General features: G+C 71.8%; 12 protein-coding genes and 1 riboswitch. Of the genes, 2 read left to right on the top strand and 10 right to left on the bottom strand.

The genetic code is table 11. The features are described 5' to 3' along the window. Window positions 1-647: 647 nt before the first annotated feature. The 8 genes from ACFQV6_RS30585 to ACFQV6_RS30550 form a co-directional block, all read right to left on the bottom strand. Window positions 648-1,202, bottom strand: coding sequence for an RICIN domain-containing protein (locus ACFQV6_RS30585; protein ID WP_378031091.1), 555 nt, complete (start codon window positions 1,200-1,202; stop codon window positions 648-650). Further along, window positions 1,199-1,732 (bottom strand): hypothetical protein, encoded by a 534-nt coding sequence (locus tag ACFQV6_RS30580; protein WP_378031090.1) that lies wholly within the window; start codon window positions 1,730-1,732, stop codon window positions 1,199-1,201. Before ACFQV6_RS30580 ends, ACFQV6_RS30585 begins: the two co-directional genes overlap by 4 nt. A gap of 2 nt (window positions 1,733-1,734) precedes the next feature. After that, on the bottom strand, window positions 1,735-2,556 hold the full coding sequence (locus tag ACFQV6_RS30575; RefSeq protein ID WP_378031089.1) for an NmrA family NAD(P)-binding protein: 822 nt from the start codon (window positions 2,554-2,556) through the stop codon (window positions 1,735-1,737). Continuing rightward, on the bottom strand, window positions 2,553-3,938 hold the full coding sequence (locus tag ACFQV6_RS30570) for an FAD-binding oxidoreductase (protein ID WP_378031088.1): 1,386 nt from the start codon (window positions 3,936-3,938) through the stop codon (window positions 2,553-2,555). The genes ACFQV6_RS30575 and ACFQV6_RS30570 overlap by 4 nt, the downstream gene beginning before the upstream one ends. 49 nt (window positions 3,939-3,987) lie before the next feature. Continuing rightward, on the bottom strand, window positions 3,988-6,771 hold the full coding sequence (locus ACFQV6_RS30565) for an ATP-binding protein (protein ID WP_378031087.1): 2,784 nt from the start codon (window positions 6,769-6,771) through the stop codon (window positions 3,988-3,990). 181 nt (window positions 6,772-6,952) lie between these two features. Further along, a complete protein-coding gene (locus ACFQV6_RS30560; protein WP_378031086.1) occupies window positions 6,953-8,203 on the bottom strand; it encodes a hypothetical protein in 1,251 nt (416 codons plus the stop codon). A gap of 208 nt (window positions 8,204-8,411) precedes the next feature. After that, entirely contained in the window at window positions 8,412-8,852 is a 441-nt protein-coding gene (locus ACFQV6_RS30555) for an OsmC family protein (RefSeq protein ID WP_378031085.1), read from the bottom strand. A 302-nt stretch (window positions 8,853-9,154) separates the two neighbouring features. Further along, complete coding sequence (locus tag ACFQV6_RS30550; protein ID WP_378031084.1) at window positions 9,155-9,844, bottom strand: helix-turn-helix domain-containing protein; 690 nt, start codon at window positions 9,842-9,844, stop codon at window positions 9,155-9,157. Window positions 9,845-10,056: 212 nt separating this feature from the next. On the opposite strand from ACFQV6_RS30550, the gene ACFQV6_RS30545 reads away from it, so the two are divergent. Further along, window positions 10,057-11,028, top strand: coding sequence for a hypothetical protein (locus tag ACFQV6_RS30545; protein ID WP_378031083.1), 972 nt, complete (start codon window positions 10,057-10,059; stop codon window positions 11,026-11,028). A 153-nt stretch (window positions 11,029-11,181) separates the two neighbouring features. Here ACFQV6_RS30545 and ACFQV6_RS30540 read toward each other — a convergent pair whose 3' ends face one another. Both ACFQV6_RS30540 and ACFQV6_RS30535 read right to left on the bottom strand, forming a co-directional pair. Continuing rightward, window positions 11,182-11,979 carry an SAM-dependent methyltransferase gene (locus tag ACFQV6_RS30540; protein WP_378031082.1) on the bottom strand — a complete coding sequence of 266 codons (798 nt, stop codon included), beginning with the start codon at window positions 11,977-11,979 and terminating at the stop codon, window positions 11,182-11,184. A 16-nt stretch (window positions 11,980-11,995) separates the two neighbouring features. Continuing rightward, on the bottom strand, window positions 11,996-12,625 hold the full coding sequence (locus ACFQV6_RS30535; RefSeq protein WP_378031081.1) for a GNAT family N-acetyltransferase: 630 nt from the start codon (window positions 12,623-12,625) through the stop codon (window positions 11,996-11,998). Further along, window positions 12,582-12,696: riboswitch (SAM riboswitch) on the bottom strand. Its footprint overlaps the gene before it by 44 nt. A gap of 41 nt (window positions 12,697-12,737) precedes the next feature. On the opposite strand from ACFQV6_RS30535, the gene ACFQV6_RS30530 reads away from it, so the two are divergent. Next, window positions 12,738-13,331: an alpha/beta fold hydrolase gene (locus ACFQV6_RS30530; RefSeq protein ID WP_378031099.1), complete on the top strand. Its 594-nt coding sequence runs from the start codon at window positions 12,738-12,740 to the stop codon at window positions 13,329-13,331. Window positions 13,332-13,462 lie beyond the last annotated feature (131 nt).

The raw sequence follows: 13,462 nt of genomic DNA, 5'->3' as shown, positions 1-13,462 counted from the left end.
CGGGGTACGGAGCCGCTCGAAGGCATCACACAATCTTGCGGCACTGGATACCCAGTCGCAATTACTCGATCGTGCCGGAACGAAGGTCAGTCTTTGTCGAGTTACGCCACCGCCGAACGCTGCGCCCTGCACTGACGGGGATGATCCAGCTCGCGCCAAGCAGAGCGTGGTACGGCGGGTCTGCTCAGCGCACACTGGGAGATTCTTCAGGTTTGGCCCGAACTATAACTCCATCCAGACCGCTCCCGGCCTGCACGGACATGGCCCCAAGCCGCAGGCGGCGCCCTAGCCCTCGGACATTCCAGCTCCCTGAAGGCGATCACCGTGTGCGTTCGTCGAGTGTTTGGGGCCTCGAAAACAAATGATCATGGGCTGAGCTGCGCCTTTTGCGGTGTGCGTGAGTCGCGGACACCCGCTTACCTAGAGGTCGGCGGCGTGGAAAACAGATCGTCCTCCGACACAGCGGTCAGCACACGCGGCAAAAGACGAGCGAGCTTTCACGCCCCTAGATCGGAGGAAACGGTGGCTGCCACGTCGAGCTTCGCCTGGCGAAGCGAAGTCGTGGGGCTGTCCGCCCCAACGACCTCTCAGGCCGGGCTCAGGATTCACCGTGCAGGCGCTCCATTACCTTGCCCCCTGGCTCGCGATCACGACGGTTTGACGAAGACCCAGTGCTGGTTGGTCAGCAGGTCCGTCAGAACGGGGAAGCTCTTGCAGGGGTAGGCCAGGAGCCCGGGATTCGGCTTGTTGCCGGTCCAGTCCTGGTCGAGGCACTTGCCGCTTGCATGATTCGCGATGGCGTCACCATATTTGCCGTTCCAGTAATTGCCCCACCTCATGTTCAGGCCGTTGGTGCTGCCGTTGCAGGGAAAGGCGATGACGTTGCTGGTCTCCGTACCGTTCGCATAGCTCTGGTTGAGGCACTTCTTGCTTCTGAAGTTGCTGATCTCGTGGTACGGGCTGGCGGAGTCGCTGGTGTAGATCACCCAGAGCTGGTTGTCCCGGTCGTTGCAAGGAAGGACGTAGACCTGGGACCGCTCAACGCCGCCCGAGTAGCTCTGGTCCAGACATTGCCCGCTCTTGACGTTCTTGATCTCGAACACGCCACTCGACGGCATGGCGATAGCCGGTGACCCGGTCGGCATGAGAAGCCCGGCCACGACGAGCGTGACCATGGCGAGCCAGCTGAAAAGACGCCTCACTGCAAGCCCCCGTACATCGAATCATTGCCATACATGATCACGGTGACTCTAGGTCGATGATCGTCTGCGCGCCGCCCCGTAGGCCGGGCGACGCACCGGTTCTGCTTCACAGTCCAGCCGGATGCGCCGACAGCCGGCACGGCACGGCGCACCACCCGGCGCTCGTCGAGGGCATCGACGTTGGCGGTACGCCCGGAGGTGAGCACTACCCGGCGACGGAGAGCTGCATCCGGCGGTTCATCCGCAGTGTCCGGTCTGGACGGAGGCCGCCGGGCCCGCGCATACCGCACGTACCAGTACAACATCAGGAAGGTGCTGACGGTGTGGAACGCGTGCAGCGCCCAGATGGGCCCGAACGGCAGGTGCAGCACATAGACGGTGTAGAACGCGTTGCCCACGTTGCCCAGGGCGATGTTGCCCAGGCTGTACGAGCTGACGTCCCGTGTCCGCCGGGCCTTGACCAGCATCGGCAGGGTGCTGACGGCAAAGAGCACGGTGGCGGTCGCGCCGGCCGCGACGGACACGTTCATGGTCAGCCCGGCGAGCCGGCGGCGATCGGGCGGAACGCGGCGGCGTACTCCCGGGCGAAGTCGGCGATGCCGAGTGGCTCGCCGCCGGTCACCTCGCGGACCGTGCCGGTGGTGCCGGCCATCACCCCGGCCCGCTGGGCCCCGAAGATCGCCACGATCGCGTCGGCCAGCATCGGCGGCAGCCCGTCGGCGATCATCGCGTGGCCGGCGTCCTCGTCGCCGACCGCCACATAGGACACTTCCCGCCCGGTCACCGCGGACAGCTCGGCGGCTACGCGGTCGAAGGTGATCGCCTCGGGACCGGTCAGGGTGTACGTCCGGCCGTCGTGTCCCGGCCCGGTCAGCGCCTCGGCGGCGACCAGGGCCACGTCCCGCGGGTGGATGAAGGAGATCCGCGCCTGACCGGCGGGCGTGAACAGCCGGCCGATGCGGGCCACGCTTGTCGCGTACGCAAGAAGGTTTGTCATGAAGGTGCGCGGCCGCAGCAGGACATGTGGCAGGGCAGAGGCCGCCAGATGCGCCTCGATCGTCGCGTGCCACCGCTCGAAGATCAGCGGCGAGCCGGCGGAGGCGCTGGGGCCGGAAAGCTTCACCACCCGGCGCACTCCGGCCGCAACCGCCGCGTCGATCGCCGCGCATTCGAAGTCGACCTGCTCGGGCACATTGCCGCAGGCCAGGAACAGCCGGTCGGCGCCATCCAGGGCCTGTCGCAGCGAGCCCGCGGCGTGCCGGTCGAAGACGCGGACGTTCTCGTGGCGCTCGGCCAGGGCACGGACCAGGTGGCCGCCCACATTGCCGGTCGCGCCGGTCACCAGGATCGTCATCGTTCTGCTCCTTCAAGGGCTGAGGTGGGTGTGATGTTCGGGTTGAGACGGAAGACGTTGTCCGGGTCGAGCCGGTCCTTGAGGGCGGTGAGCCGGGCCAGCCGGTCGCCGTACGCGACACGCACCCCGGCCGTCCCCTCGTCGGAGAGGAAGCTCGCGAACTGCCCGGAGGCGTACGGTCGCAGCGACTCCCAGCCGCGCCGCACCCAGTCGCGGTGCCGGTCGGCGTCCGGATCGCCGGGCCGCCAGTTGGCGATCAGCCGCAGTTCGAAGCCGGGCGGGCGCGGCCCGGCCGCGGTGGCGTCCGGTGCCACCCGGCTCGCCGCGCCACCGATCACCCAGCCGTTCAGCAGCGACAGCGGTGAGGTGACCGAACCGATCAGCGGCACGATCTGGTCGGGCAGGTCGGTGAGCCGGTGCGAGCGCCAGTACGAGCAGGTGCCCGGCGAGGCGCTCAGATCCAGCAGCGACTGGATCGCGCGGTACGGCACCGGCCGGATCAGATCACCGATCGGCGTGCCGACGGCGCGCAGCGGGGCCAGGACGCGGGCACCCTCGGCCGGCTCGCCGCACCAGACCGGCAGCAGGCCGAAGACCGGGGTGCCGTAACGCTCGGGCGGCAGGAACGGCATCGGCGGGGCGAGCATCGCCACGATCGCGATGCCCAGTTCGTCGGGGGCGGCCGGAGCGAATTCGCGCAGGAAGCTGAGCACCTTCGGCGCCTGCTCGAGGGGCCAGAAGATCGGGCCGCCGAGCACGATCGGGCCGACCGGGTGCAACCCGAACTCGAACGCGGTGACGACGCCGAAGTTGCCACCGCCGCCGCGCAGCCCCCAGAACAACTCGGGGTCGGTGTTCGCGTCGACCCGGCGCAGCGACCCGTCGGCGGTGACCAGGTCGGCGGCGCGCAGGTTGTCGACGGCGAGGCCGTGGCGGCGCATCAGGTGACCGAACCCGCCGCCCAGGGTGACCCCGCCGACGCCGGTGGAGCTGACCGAGCCGCCGGTGACGGCCAGGCCGTGCCGCTGGGTGGCCAGGTCGAACTCGGCCCAGGTCAGCCCACCGGCGGCCCGGACGGTACGCGCCGCCGGGTCGACGGCGGCGCCCTTGAGCAGCGACAGGTCGATCATCAGGCCGCCGTCGCAGACGCCGTACCCCTGCACCGAGTGGCCGCCGCCGCGGACCGCGACCGGCAGGTCGTGCTCGCGGGCGAAGCGGACGGCGAGCCGGACGTCGGCGGCGCCGGCACAGCGGGCGATCAGCGCGGGCCGGCGATCCACCGCGCCGTTCCAGACGCGGCGCGTCTCGGCGTAGCCCTCGTCGTCCGGCCGCAGCAGCGCGCCGCGGAAGCGGGGCCGTAATTTCTCCACGGGAATGGTCATGCCGGCCAGCGTGCGCCGCGCACCGTTCCACGAGCGTTCCGGCCGCCGGCTACCCGGCCAGCACCTGGCCGGCCAGGGTGTCCCAGATCCGGACGTCGCCCGCCAGCAGCCGCTTCGCCGACTCGGCCGCTTCGCTCTCCCGCCCGGCGGCGAGCGCCGCCGCGAGCCGGATGCGCAGCAGCATGGCCGGGACCCCGGGCGCGGTGTCCCGGCCCGGTTCGGCCAGTGCCGCGTCGATCCGCCGCAGACCGTCCTCGGCAGAGCCGTCCAGCACCGCGAGATGCCCGGTGAACGCCTCGCCGCAGATCCGGATCGGCGCGGCGTCCACCCGGTCCCGGGCCCGGTTCAGCTCGGCGACCCGGTCGCGCAGGCCGGGCAGGTCGCCGCGGTCCAGGTCGAGCAGGGCGGCGAAGAGCAGCGCCCCGGCCAGGGTGAACGGGTGCGCGACCCGGCGGGCCAGTTCGAGCGCCTGGCGTTGCCGGCGCTCGGCGTCAGCCGGCTCGGCGCGGCAGAAGTGCACGTGTGCGAGCCGGATCAGGCAGAGCACCTGCGGGTCCTGCCCGTAGCCGAGCAGGTGCACGCCGCGGTTCTCCGGCCGGTAGCGCTCCAGCGCGGCGCTCAGGTGCGCGCGGGCGGCGCCGGTCTCGTTGCGCCACGCCGCCGCCACCCCGCGCACGAAGTCGCCCTCCACGGCGAGCACGTCGTCGGTGTCGCCGAGGGCGCGCAGCCGGGCGCCGTACTCGGCGGCGGCGGCGAATTCGCCGCGTGAGAGCACCGCCATCGCCTGCGCGCGCAAGAGTGGTGCCGCCGGCTCCGTGCCGCGGGCGCCAGCCAGGGCAAAGGCCCGATCGAGCACCGTACGCAGGCGCGGCGACGCGTACCCCTCGGCCGAGCTCAACGGACCCGGTACGCCGGTGAGCACCTCGAGTTCGCGATCGCCACCGCGGGCCAGCTCCGCCGCGTGCAGCAGCAGCTCGGCGGCCTCGGCGTCGGCGTAGCGCCGCTGGGCGGCGGTGGCGGCCCGCTGGTACCAGTCGACCGCCGCGCCCGGCGAGCCGGCGGCGTGCAGGTGCGCGGCGATCTGCCCGGCGACGGTGTCCGGCGAACCGGCGTACACCTCGGTCAGCGCGGCGGCGAGCAGCGCGTGGTTGCGGCGGCGCCGAGCCGGCGGCACCTCCCGGTACGCCACCTCGCGCAGCCTGTCGTGGCTGAAGTCGTACGTCTCCCCGCCGCTGGTGACCAGCAGCCGGCGCCGCCACAGCTCGTCCAGGTCGGCCGCGACGGCCCGCGGATGCACCCTGGTGAGCACGTCCACGGCGACCGAGCCGCCCGCGGTGGCGGCCAGTTCGAGCAGCTCCCGGGCGCCCGGGCTGAGCGGGCGCAGCCGTTCCAGCAGGACCGCCTGCACACGTGGGGTGAGCACTTGCATCCCGGCGCGCAGCGCTTCCACCACGAAGAGCGGGTTACCGCCGGTCTCGGTGTGCAGCCGGTCGGTGTCGACGGTGTGGCCCAGGTGGGCGGCGAGCTGCGCGGTCTCGGCCCGGTCCAGGCCGTCGACGGTCAGCTCGGTGCACCGGCCGAGCGCGCCGAGCCCGGTCACCAGCTGGTGGATGGGGTGGCCCGGCTCGGCCTCGCCGGCCCGGACGGTGGCGACCACCAGCAGCCGGCCGGCGTCGCCGCGCAGCAGGTAGTGCAGGAACTGGCAGGTCGGTGGGTCGGCGGCGTGCAGGTCGTCGGCGACGAGCAGTAGCGGCCGCCCGTCCGCCCGCAGCGCGTGCGCCGCCGCCTCGAACAACCGCAGCCGGGAGCCGTGCTCCGGCGGCGCCGGTTCGACGCCCAGCTCGGGCAGCAGCACGGCGAGGACCGCCAGATCGGCCGGTGCGAGCCGGCGCCGCCACCGGGGCAGCCCGGCCCGCAGCCAGTGCACCACCGGCGCGTACGCCAGCGTGCCCTCGGCGCGGTACGAGCGGGCGGTCGCGGTGGCCGCGCCCCGCCCGGCCGCCCACTGCCGGAACTCCTCGGCCAGCCGGGTCTTGCCGATGCCCGGCTCGCCGGTCAGCACCACCAGGTGCGGTGCCGCCCGCCACAGCTCGATCAGCCGCCGGCGCTGCGGGCCACGGCCGACGAGGGCGGCGTCCTCGGTGCCCCGCGGTGCGGCCCCGCCGGACGGCAGCAACGCCTCGTACCGGGCCCTGGTCTGCGCCGACGGCGCGACGCCGAGCTCCTCCTCCAGGACGGTCACGCAGTCGTGGTAGACCCGGACCGCCCGGGCCCGGTCACCGGCCTCGTCGTAGAGCCGGATCAGGGTCCGGTACGGCCGTTCGGCGAGTGGGTCCAGGGCGCGGGCGCGTTCCGCGTAGCCGATTGCCGTGGTGCGGTCGGCGGTCGCCACGGCCCGTTCCAGCGCGATGCCGAGCCGCCGCCGGTAATCGAGGCGGTCGCCGTCCAGCCAAACGTCGTCGCAACCCTCCAGCAGGTCGCCGGCGGCCAGGCCGGCGGCGGTGTGCCAGTCGCCGGCCGCGTACGCCGCGTCGAAGGCCGCGGTGTCCGCGCGGACGTCGCGCAGGGTGACCGTCCGCCCGTCCGCGTCCAGGTGCCGGCCGGCGTCCGGGAGCGCCGCGCGCAGCGTGTGCAGCAGGTGCCGCAGGTTCGTGCGGGCCTGCGCCTCGGCCGACTCGGGCCAGAGCAGGCCGGCCACCCGGTCCCGGCGCTGCGGCTCGTCGCCGCGCAGCGCCAGGTACGCCAGCAACGACTGGGCCCGCGCCGAGGTGAGCACGACGGGCTCGCCGCCGGCGCGCAGCTCGAACGTGCCGAAGAGCCGGATCTCCAGCATGCAGCCATCCTCGCCGGGCGGGCGGTCCGGGCGCGCCACCCCGACGCCAACCCGACACAACCGGTATGAGCATGTCGTCGACGTTCTTGCGAGTGGTGTCGTGGCGGCGGTGGCCGCGCTCGTCATGCTGATCGTGTGCGTTGTCTCGGGCCCCGGGAAGCTTTTCGTCGTCCGGGCTCGGTCAGCGCAGGTCAAGGACGACGTCGTCGGTGATGTAGTCGACGTCGGGGTCGGCGCGCAATGCCTCCACCTGCTCGTCCGTCAGCGTGCAGCCGAAGCATCCGTCCAGCAGTGCGACGTCCGTCGCGCCGGCCCGCGCCGCCACCTCTCGAGGTATCGCGACGTCCAGCACGTTCACGATGTACTGACCCTCGATGCGGCGAGGGTCGCGATGGTGCGGCGCGGGCTCGGCCCGGGGACCGGGCGTGCGCGCGGCCCTGGCCAGTTCCTCCAGCCGTGCGTACTTGGCTGCCACGTGGTCGGGCGGCCGGCGCAGCTCCGCGATCCGCAGATTGTCGCTCAGGCCGCCGCCCCGGCCTGCCCTCAGGACCAGCAACGCCTCGCCCGCGCCCCAGGGCCGGTACGCCGCCGGGTAGGTGGCGCGAAGCCGCTCCTGGTCGGCCGGGACGGGCCGGATCTCGACCCAGCCGGCGGTGACCTCGGTGAGCCGTGGCCGGAGCCGGCTGCCGTCCCGCACACGGTGAAACCAGATGGCGTCCTTGCGCAGCTGGACCTCGTAGACGGGCTCGGCCGTCCCGGTCTCCTCGCCGCGTCGCCGGAGGTGCAGGACGAACCGGAGATGGGCGGTCGGATCAACTTCCGGGTCCTCGTCGTACCACCGTCGCGGCGGCGGGGCGGCCTGCTCGGTGACCGTATCCAACGGCTCGGTGAACAGGCTGGAGGCGTAGCGGTCGTAGGGGGTGTACTCGACCCTGGGCGGGGCCCACCCGGCGGCGCCGACCAGGGCCCGCACCCTGGCCAGCTTCGCTGTGACGTGCTCAGCCGGGCGGGCCAGCCGTCCGGCGATGTCCTCGACGGACATTCCGTCCTCCGCCCACTGGTACGTCTCGCGTGCCTCGTGCGCGCACCATTCCTCATAGGCCCACGGATACCTGGCGCGCAGTTGGTGCCAGTCGGCGGGAACCGGCCGGATGTCGACCCGGCCCGAACTGACGCCGGCCAGTGGGACGTCGCCGCCCGCAAAGCCGCCCGGTGGCTGCCCGATCGGGGTGACGCCCGATGTCACCCGGGCCGGCTGGATGAACACCGTGCGGGCGCCGACGATGGCCGCCATGGCCGGCTCGTGGATCTGCCCGCCCGGCATCTCCAGGCGCACCAGGTAGGGGACGAACACCGTCGGGTCCGACTCCGGATCGTTGTCGACGAACCGCCACGGGTCCCGGGCGTCCAGCCACGGCCGCAACACCGGCATCGCGTCCCTCCCGCCACCGGCTCGGCCGAAGCGGAGCGTTCGACCGGGTATTCCGATCGTGCCGCAGCAGCCGGGTCACGTCCATCCGGACCGGCCGCGCGGGCGGGCGAGCGGGGAGTGTGGCGCCGGGGTCGTGGCGGCTTCCCGTGGGCAGCGGGTCTGCCCACCGGCGGAGCGGATCGCCCGGCCGACGATCACATTCGAGGTCCTAGTCCGCCGGCGACGACTCGGTGCGGGTGTCGACGGGAGTGCCTAGCTCGATTGTCCGCGAGACGGTGCAGAGCCGGTCATGTGACATCCGTATCGCCCGTGGCAGGACCGCCCGCGCCGCGTCGCCGGCGGCGCCCTCCGGGAACGTGACGCGCAGCTCCACGGCCAGGTTGACCAAGCGGTTACCGCCGGTCTCGTCCCGGACTTTGTCGGCGGTGACGTGGACGGAAAAGTGGTCCGGCTCCGCGCGCTTACTGGTGATGTGGTCAACGTCCGCGCCCGTGCAGCCACCGAGCGCGGCGAGCAGCAGCTCTACCGGGGTGAAGTCGGTGCCGTCCCCGACTCCGACCGTTATTGTGCCGCCCCGGGTGTTGCGTACCTCGTACTGGCCGAGGCTTGTGCGCTGCAGGGTCACGGAGCGCAGGGTTTCGTCCGCCATACCGGTGAACCTAGCCCACCATGATCGCGGCATCTCTCACGCCCTCTTAGGCCGCCGGCATCTCCCGGCGTCCGGCCGTGGCGATCCTTCACGCGCGAGGCACCTCATCGTTGCGTCATTCCTCTCGGGATGGTGGTCACTTTGGCGTCGACCTTCCGGGGCTCAGCGGGCCGTTCAGGCCCGGCCCCGGTGAGGTTCCATCAGCATGGAGCGGCCACCGAGTGCTTCGCCGTGGTGCTGGCCAGCCGGGTTGAGAGGGAAAACCCGCCTGTCATGGCCGGGGAAATCACCGGCAGCGGCGGTCAATCACCGTCCGCGGACACCCGGTGCTGTTGCGCGAACCGGATGATGGCATCGCCCAGTTGTTCGAGGAACCGGCCGGCCACGGCCAGCCGAGCCCCCGCGGCGGTGCCGCCGCCCAGGATGTCGGCGCCGCGCAGCACCGTCGCGGCCAGCCGCTGGTTGGCGCGGACGCTGACGACAGCGGAACGGACACCCGCGTCCTCGTCGAGGAAGTACCGATGGCGCCGGCTCTCGCCGTCGCGGCCGCGGCGGATCAGCCCGTGCTGTTCCAGCAGTCCGACCGCGAGCGAGATCGTCGCCGGGCTGACGCGCAGCTGCCCCGTCAGCTCAGCCGTGGTGGCGCTGCCGGTCTCCGCGGTGAACAGACAGGCCAGCACTCCGGCGGCGGTGCGTGGCATGCCGGTGTCGGTCAGGGCCGCGGTGAGGTCGGCGATCAACGGGATCCGCGCGTCCGGATCGGGGTCGGCGGGTACACCGGGGGCCGGCGGCCGGCGGCGGCCACGGTGGACGGTGGCCAGCTGCGCCAGGTCCGCGCGGTAGCGGCCCGGCCCGCCGTTGCGAGCCACCTCGCGGCTGACCGTGGAGGCCGGGCGGCCGAGATCACCGGCGATCGCGGTGAAATCGCGGCCCTGCGCCAGCCCCGCGGCGATGCGCTGCCGGTCGGCGCTGGTCAGCCTGCGTCCGGGCATTCCGTCCGCCCTTCCCTGCGGTCCACTGGCCCGCAGTATGGGCACCGGTCGCCGTCCGTTGCAATCCGCGTGCTTTCGCCGACACCGTCATTGCAATCGAGAACGTGGCGATGAACTGGGGAGATGCAGATTTTCGACGCGGGCTTGGTGGATCGATTTTCAACCGATGTCTAACGTCGGTTACCTGTTCAGCAACCCTGGAAGGAGCATTCGTGCGTGCCAAGGGCATCACCTACGACACCGGATTCACCCCCGGCGGACGGAGCACCCGGCCCGGCTTCAACCCCGGCGCGGTCAAGCGGGAGATGCAAATCATCGCCGACGAACTGCACTGCGACGCCGTACGGATCTCCGGTGGTGATCCCGAACGTCTGTCGGTCGCGGCCGGGCACGCCGCCGACGCCGGGCTCGAGGTCTGGTTCTCCCCCTTCCCCTGCGAGCGGACCGCCCAGGAACTGCTGCCGTACTTCGCCGACTGCGCCGACCGGGCCGAGGCCGCCGGCGCCGCGGTCTTCGTCGCCGGATGCGAACTGAGCCTTTTCAACGCGGGCTTCCTGCCCGGGGCCGACACCTTCGCCCGCATCACGTCCCTGGCCGGCGGCGACCCCGAGGCGGCGGGCCGGCTCGCGGACGCCTCCACCGCCATGAACACGCTGCTCGCCGACACCGCGGCGACCGTACGCCGAAGGTTCCGCGGCAAGATCACCTACGCCTCCGGAACCTGGGAGGACATCGACTGGGCGCCCTTCGACATCGTGGGCGTCGACGCCTACGTCGATCCCGGCGACCCCGGCTTCCGGCCGGCCGTGCAGCAGTACCTCCGGCACGGCAAACCGCTCGCGGTGACCGAGTTCGGCTGCTGCACGTACCGGGGTGCGGCTGCGCGGGGCGGCATGGGCTGGGACATCGCCGATCACGACGCCGATCCGCCCCGCATTCTCGGCGACCACGTCCGCGACGAGGAGGAACCGGCCCGTTACCTGCGCCGCCTGATCGGCGCCTTCGACCAGGAGGGCGTGGACACCGCGTTCTGGTTCACCTTCGCGAGCTACAACAGCCCGTACCACCCCGATCCGCACCTGGACCTCGACATGGCCGGGTTCGGGGTGTGCAAGGTGATGCCCGACGGCCGTCTCGAACCGAAGCGGGCCTTCCACACCATGGCCGAGCTCTACGGGAGTTGACATCCTCTCCGGCCTAAAGTTATCCACGGTGCTGAGCCACCGGCCGTTACCCTGTCGCAGGTTCGTGGTCAGCGAGCCCTGCCGGCCCGTTCGATCGTCCGGGTGACGGTCCGGGGATCCGAGATCAGACCGAGGTGCCCGGCCGTTGAGGCGTCAGTTCTTACGGCCGACGCCGCCGAAGGCGTCGATGTCCAGTGGGGTGTCGACCCGGTCGTCCGGACGCCACCGCGGGCACGGCACAACGCCGGGCTCGACCACCTCGAGGCCCTCGAAGAACGACCTGATCTCGTCCGGGCTTCGCAGCTTGTACGGCATCGCGCCGGTCTCGTTGTAACCGTCCTGCGCCTGCTGGATCTCGGCGCTGACGACGCTTGTGCCGTCGTTCAGCGACAGGTAGCTGCCGGACGGCAGCGGCTCGAGCAGCGTTCGGACGATCGCCCGAGCCTGGTCGGTGTCATCGATGTGGCCGAGCACGCCGCTGAGGATCAACGCGACCGGCCGATCGAAGTCGAGAATCGTGCGGGCGGCCGCGAAGATGGCCGCCGGATCACGCAGGTTGGCGTCGAGGTAGCGCGTGACGCCTTCAGGCGTGCCGGTGAGCAGCGCACGAGCGTGTGCCAGCACCATCGGATCGTTGTCGACGTAGACCACGCGCGCTTGCGGAGCAACACGCTGGGCGACCTGGTGCGTGTTGTCGGCGGTGGGCAGACCGGTGCCGACGTCGAGGAACTGGCGGACACCCGCCTCACCGGCGAGGAACTCGATGCTGCGGGTGAGGAACTGCCGTGACGCCCGGGCGACATCGACGACGCCGGGGAAGACCTGACGGTACTGCTCCCCCGCTGCCCGGTCGACGGCGAAGTTGTCCTTGCCGCCCAGCCAGTAGTTCCAGATCCGGGCCGAATGCGGCACCGACGTGTCGATCGCGGGATCGAAGTTCGTCTCTTCCACGACGAGGAGTCTGTCGCTATCGCCCGTCCACCGCAACGTCGAGCAGTCGCGTGGCGTCCGGCCAGGCCATGCGGTATTTGCCGGGAGTCCCGTCGAGGAAGGCGGGGTTGCCGCGGGGAGCGGCGGCGACGCCCGTCTCCACCCGCAGGCCGCCACGCGCCAGATAGAACGACTGTGCGCGAGTGTTCTGCTGCAGCACCCACAGGTGGAGCGCCGGAGACCCGGCACCGGCGAGGACCACCCGGCCGGCGTAGGCCAACAGCTCACTACCGATACCGGTGCGGTGTTGCGCGCGGTCGACGTGCAGATTGTCGACGAGGCTTCCCCAGCGCGGATCCGCGTCGAGCACCACGTGGACGAAGCCCACCAGACGGCCGTCACGCTCGGCGACGATCGTGGCGGTGCCGGCCGGGGAGGCGAGTCGCGCCGACCACACCGCGCTGCGTTCGCCGATCAGGTCACCGTCGAGATAGGTGTCGGCGTAGGCGCCCCGATAGTGCCGCCGCCAGCTGTCGGCGTGCAGCTCGGCAATGCGACAGGCATCGGCGGGTCCGGCCGGGCTGAAGACGACGGAGGAAGAAGACACGGTGACAAGCTCCTCGGCTGGCGGCTTGCCGGGCAGACTTTGCACCGGCCAGGTCGTCACCCGGAGCACCCCGCCCGCGAGCGGAGGGTTGCCGGCCAGCAAGCCGGGGCTGCGCGCTGGCACTCATGACCTTCGGCGTGCAATGTAGCACCGGCGGAAGCGCTGACCGGACCTGCCCGGCCACGGCGGATCAGCGCCGCTACCCGCGTACACCTTCGACGCCTTGGCCGAGGCGGTACGCCCGCTGGCCGAGCCGGGCACCATCGTCCTCGGGCACTCCCTCGGTGGCGTGGTCGCCCTCGCCCTGGCCGCCCGATCCGAGGTGGCGGCCGTCGTCGGCCTCGGGATCAAGGTGGTCTGGACCGAGGACGACCTGGAGCGGGCGCGGGGACTGTCCCAGCGCCCGGTGAGCTGGTTCGCCTCCCGGGAGGAGGCGGTCGCCCGGCATCTGCGGGTGTCCGGCCTGGCCGGCCTCGTCGACCCGGACTCCCCCGGTGCCCACCAGGGCGTCCGGGAAGAAGGCGGCAAGTGGCGCCTCGCCCTGGATCCGCGGGCCTTCGGCGTGGGCGCGCCGGACATGACCACCCTGGTCGCACGGCCGACAGCGCCGGTCACGCTGGCGCGGGGCGAGCACGATCCGATGAACACCAGCGAGCAGCTGCACCAGCTGGGCACACCGGTGATCACCCTGGCCGGTCTCGGGCACAACGCCCACGTCGAGAGCCCACGCGACTGCATGGCCCTGCTTCCCCGGTCCGGCCGCTGAGCAGGACCTGTCCGCTTCCCGTCACTGCCACCGCGCTGGCCGCCGGGCAACGGATCGATCGGCGCTGACCAGGGATTTCCCTGCCGCACACGAGGTGAGAAGCTTTCGGGGTGACCCGTACGGCCATCGAA

Origin of the sequence: Actinoplanes sp. GCM10030250, assembly GCF_042666575.1 — a bacterium.
Taxonomy (GTDB): domain Bacteria; phylum Actinomycetota; class Actinomycetes; order Mycobacteriales; family Micromonosporaceae; genus Actinoplanes.
The sequence above is the reverse complement of the archived record's forward strand: the minus strand, read 5'-3'. Positions and strand labels throughout refer to the sequence as shown.

Coding starts and splice junctions, on each gene's coding strand:
- ACFQV6_RS30580 (WP_378031090.1), bottom strand. CDS start 1,732: ATGAACGTGTCCGTCGCGGCCGGCGCGACCGCCACCGTGCTCTTTGCC.
- ACFQV6_RS30575 (WP_378031089.1), bottom strand. CDS start 2,556: ATGACGATCCTGGTGACCGGCGCGACCGGCAATGTGGGCGGCCACCTG.
- ACFQV6_RS30570 (WP_378031088.1), bottom strand. CDS start 3,938: ATGACCATTCCCGTGGAGAAATTACGGCCCCGCTTCCGCGGCGCGCTG.
- ACFQV6_RS30565 (WP_378031087.1), bottom strand. CDS start 6,771: ATGCTGGAGATCCGGCTCTTCGGCACGTTCGAGCTGCGCGCCGGCGGC.
- ACFQV6_RS30560 (WP_378031086.1), bottom strand. CDS start 8,203: ATGCCGGTGTTGCGGCCGTGGCTGGACGCCCGGGACCCGTGGCGGTTC.
- ACFQV6_RS30555 (WP_378031085.1), bottom strand. CDS start 8,852: ATGGCGGACGAAACCCTGCGCTCCGTGACCCTGCAGCGCACAAGCCTC.
- ACFQV6_RS30550 (WP_378031084.1), bottom strand. CDS start 9,844: ATGCCCGGACGCAGGCTGACCAGCGCCGACCGGCAGCGCATCGCCGCG.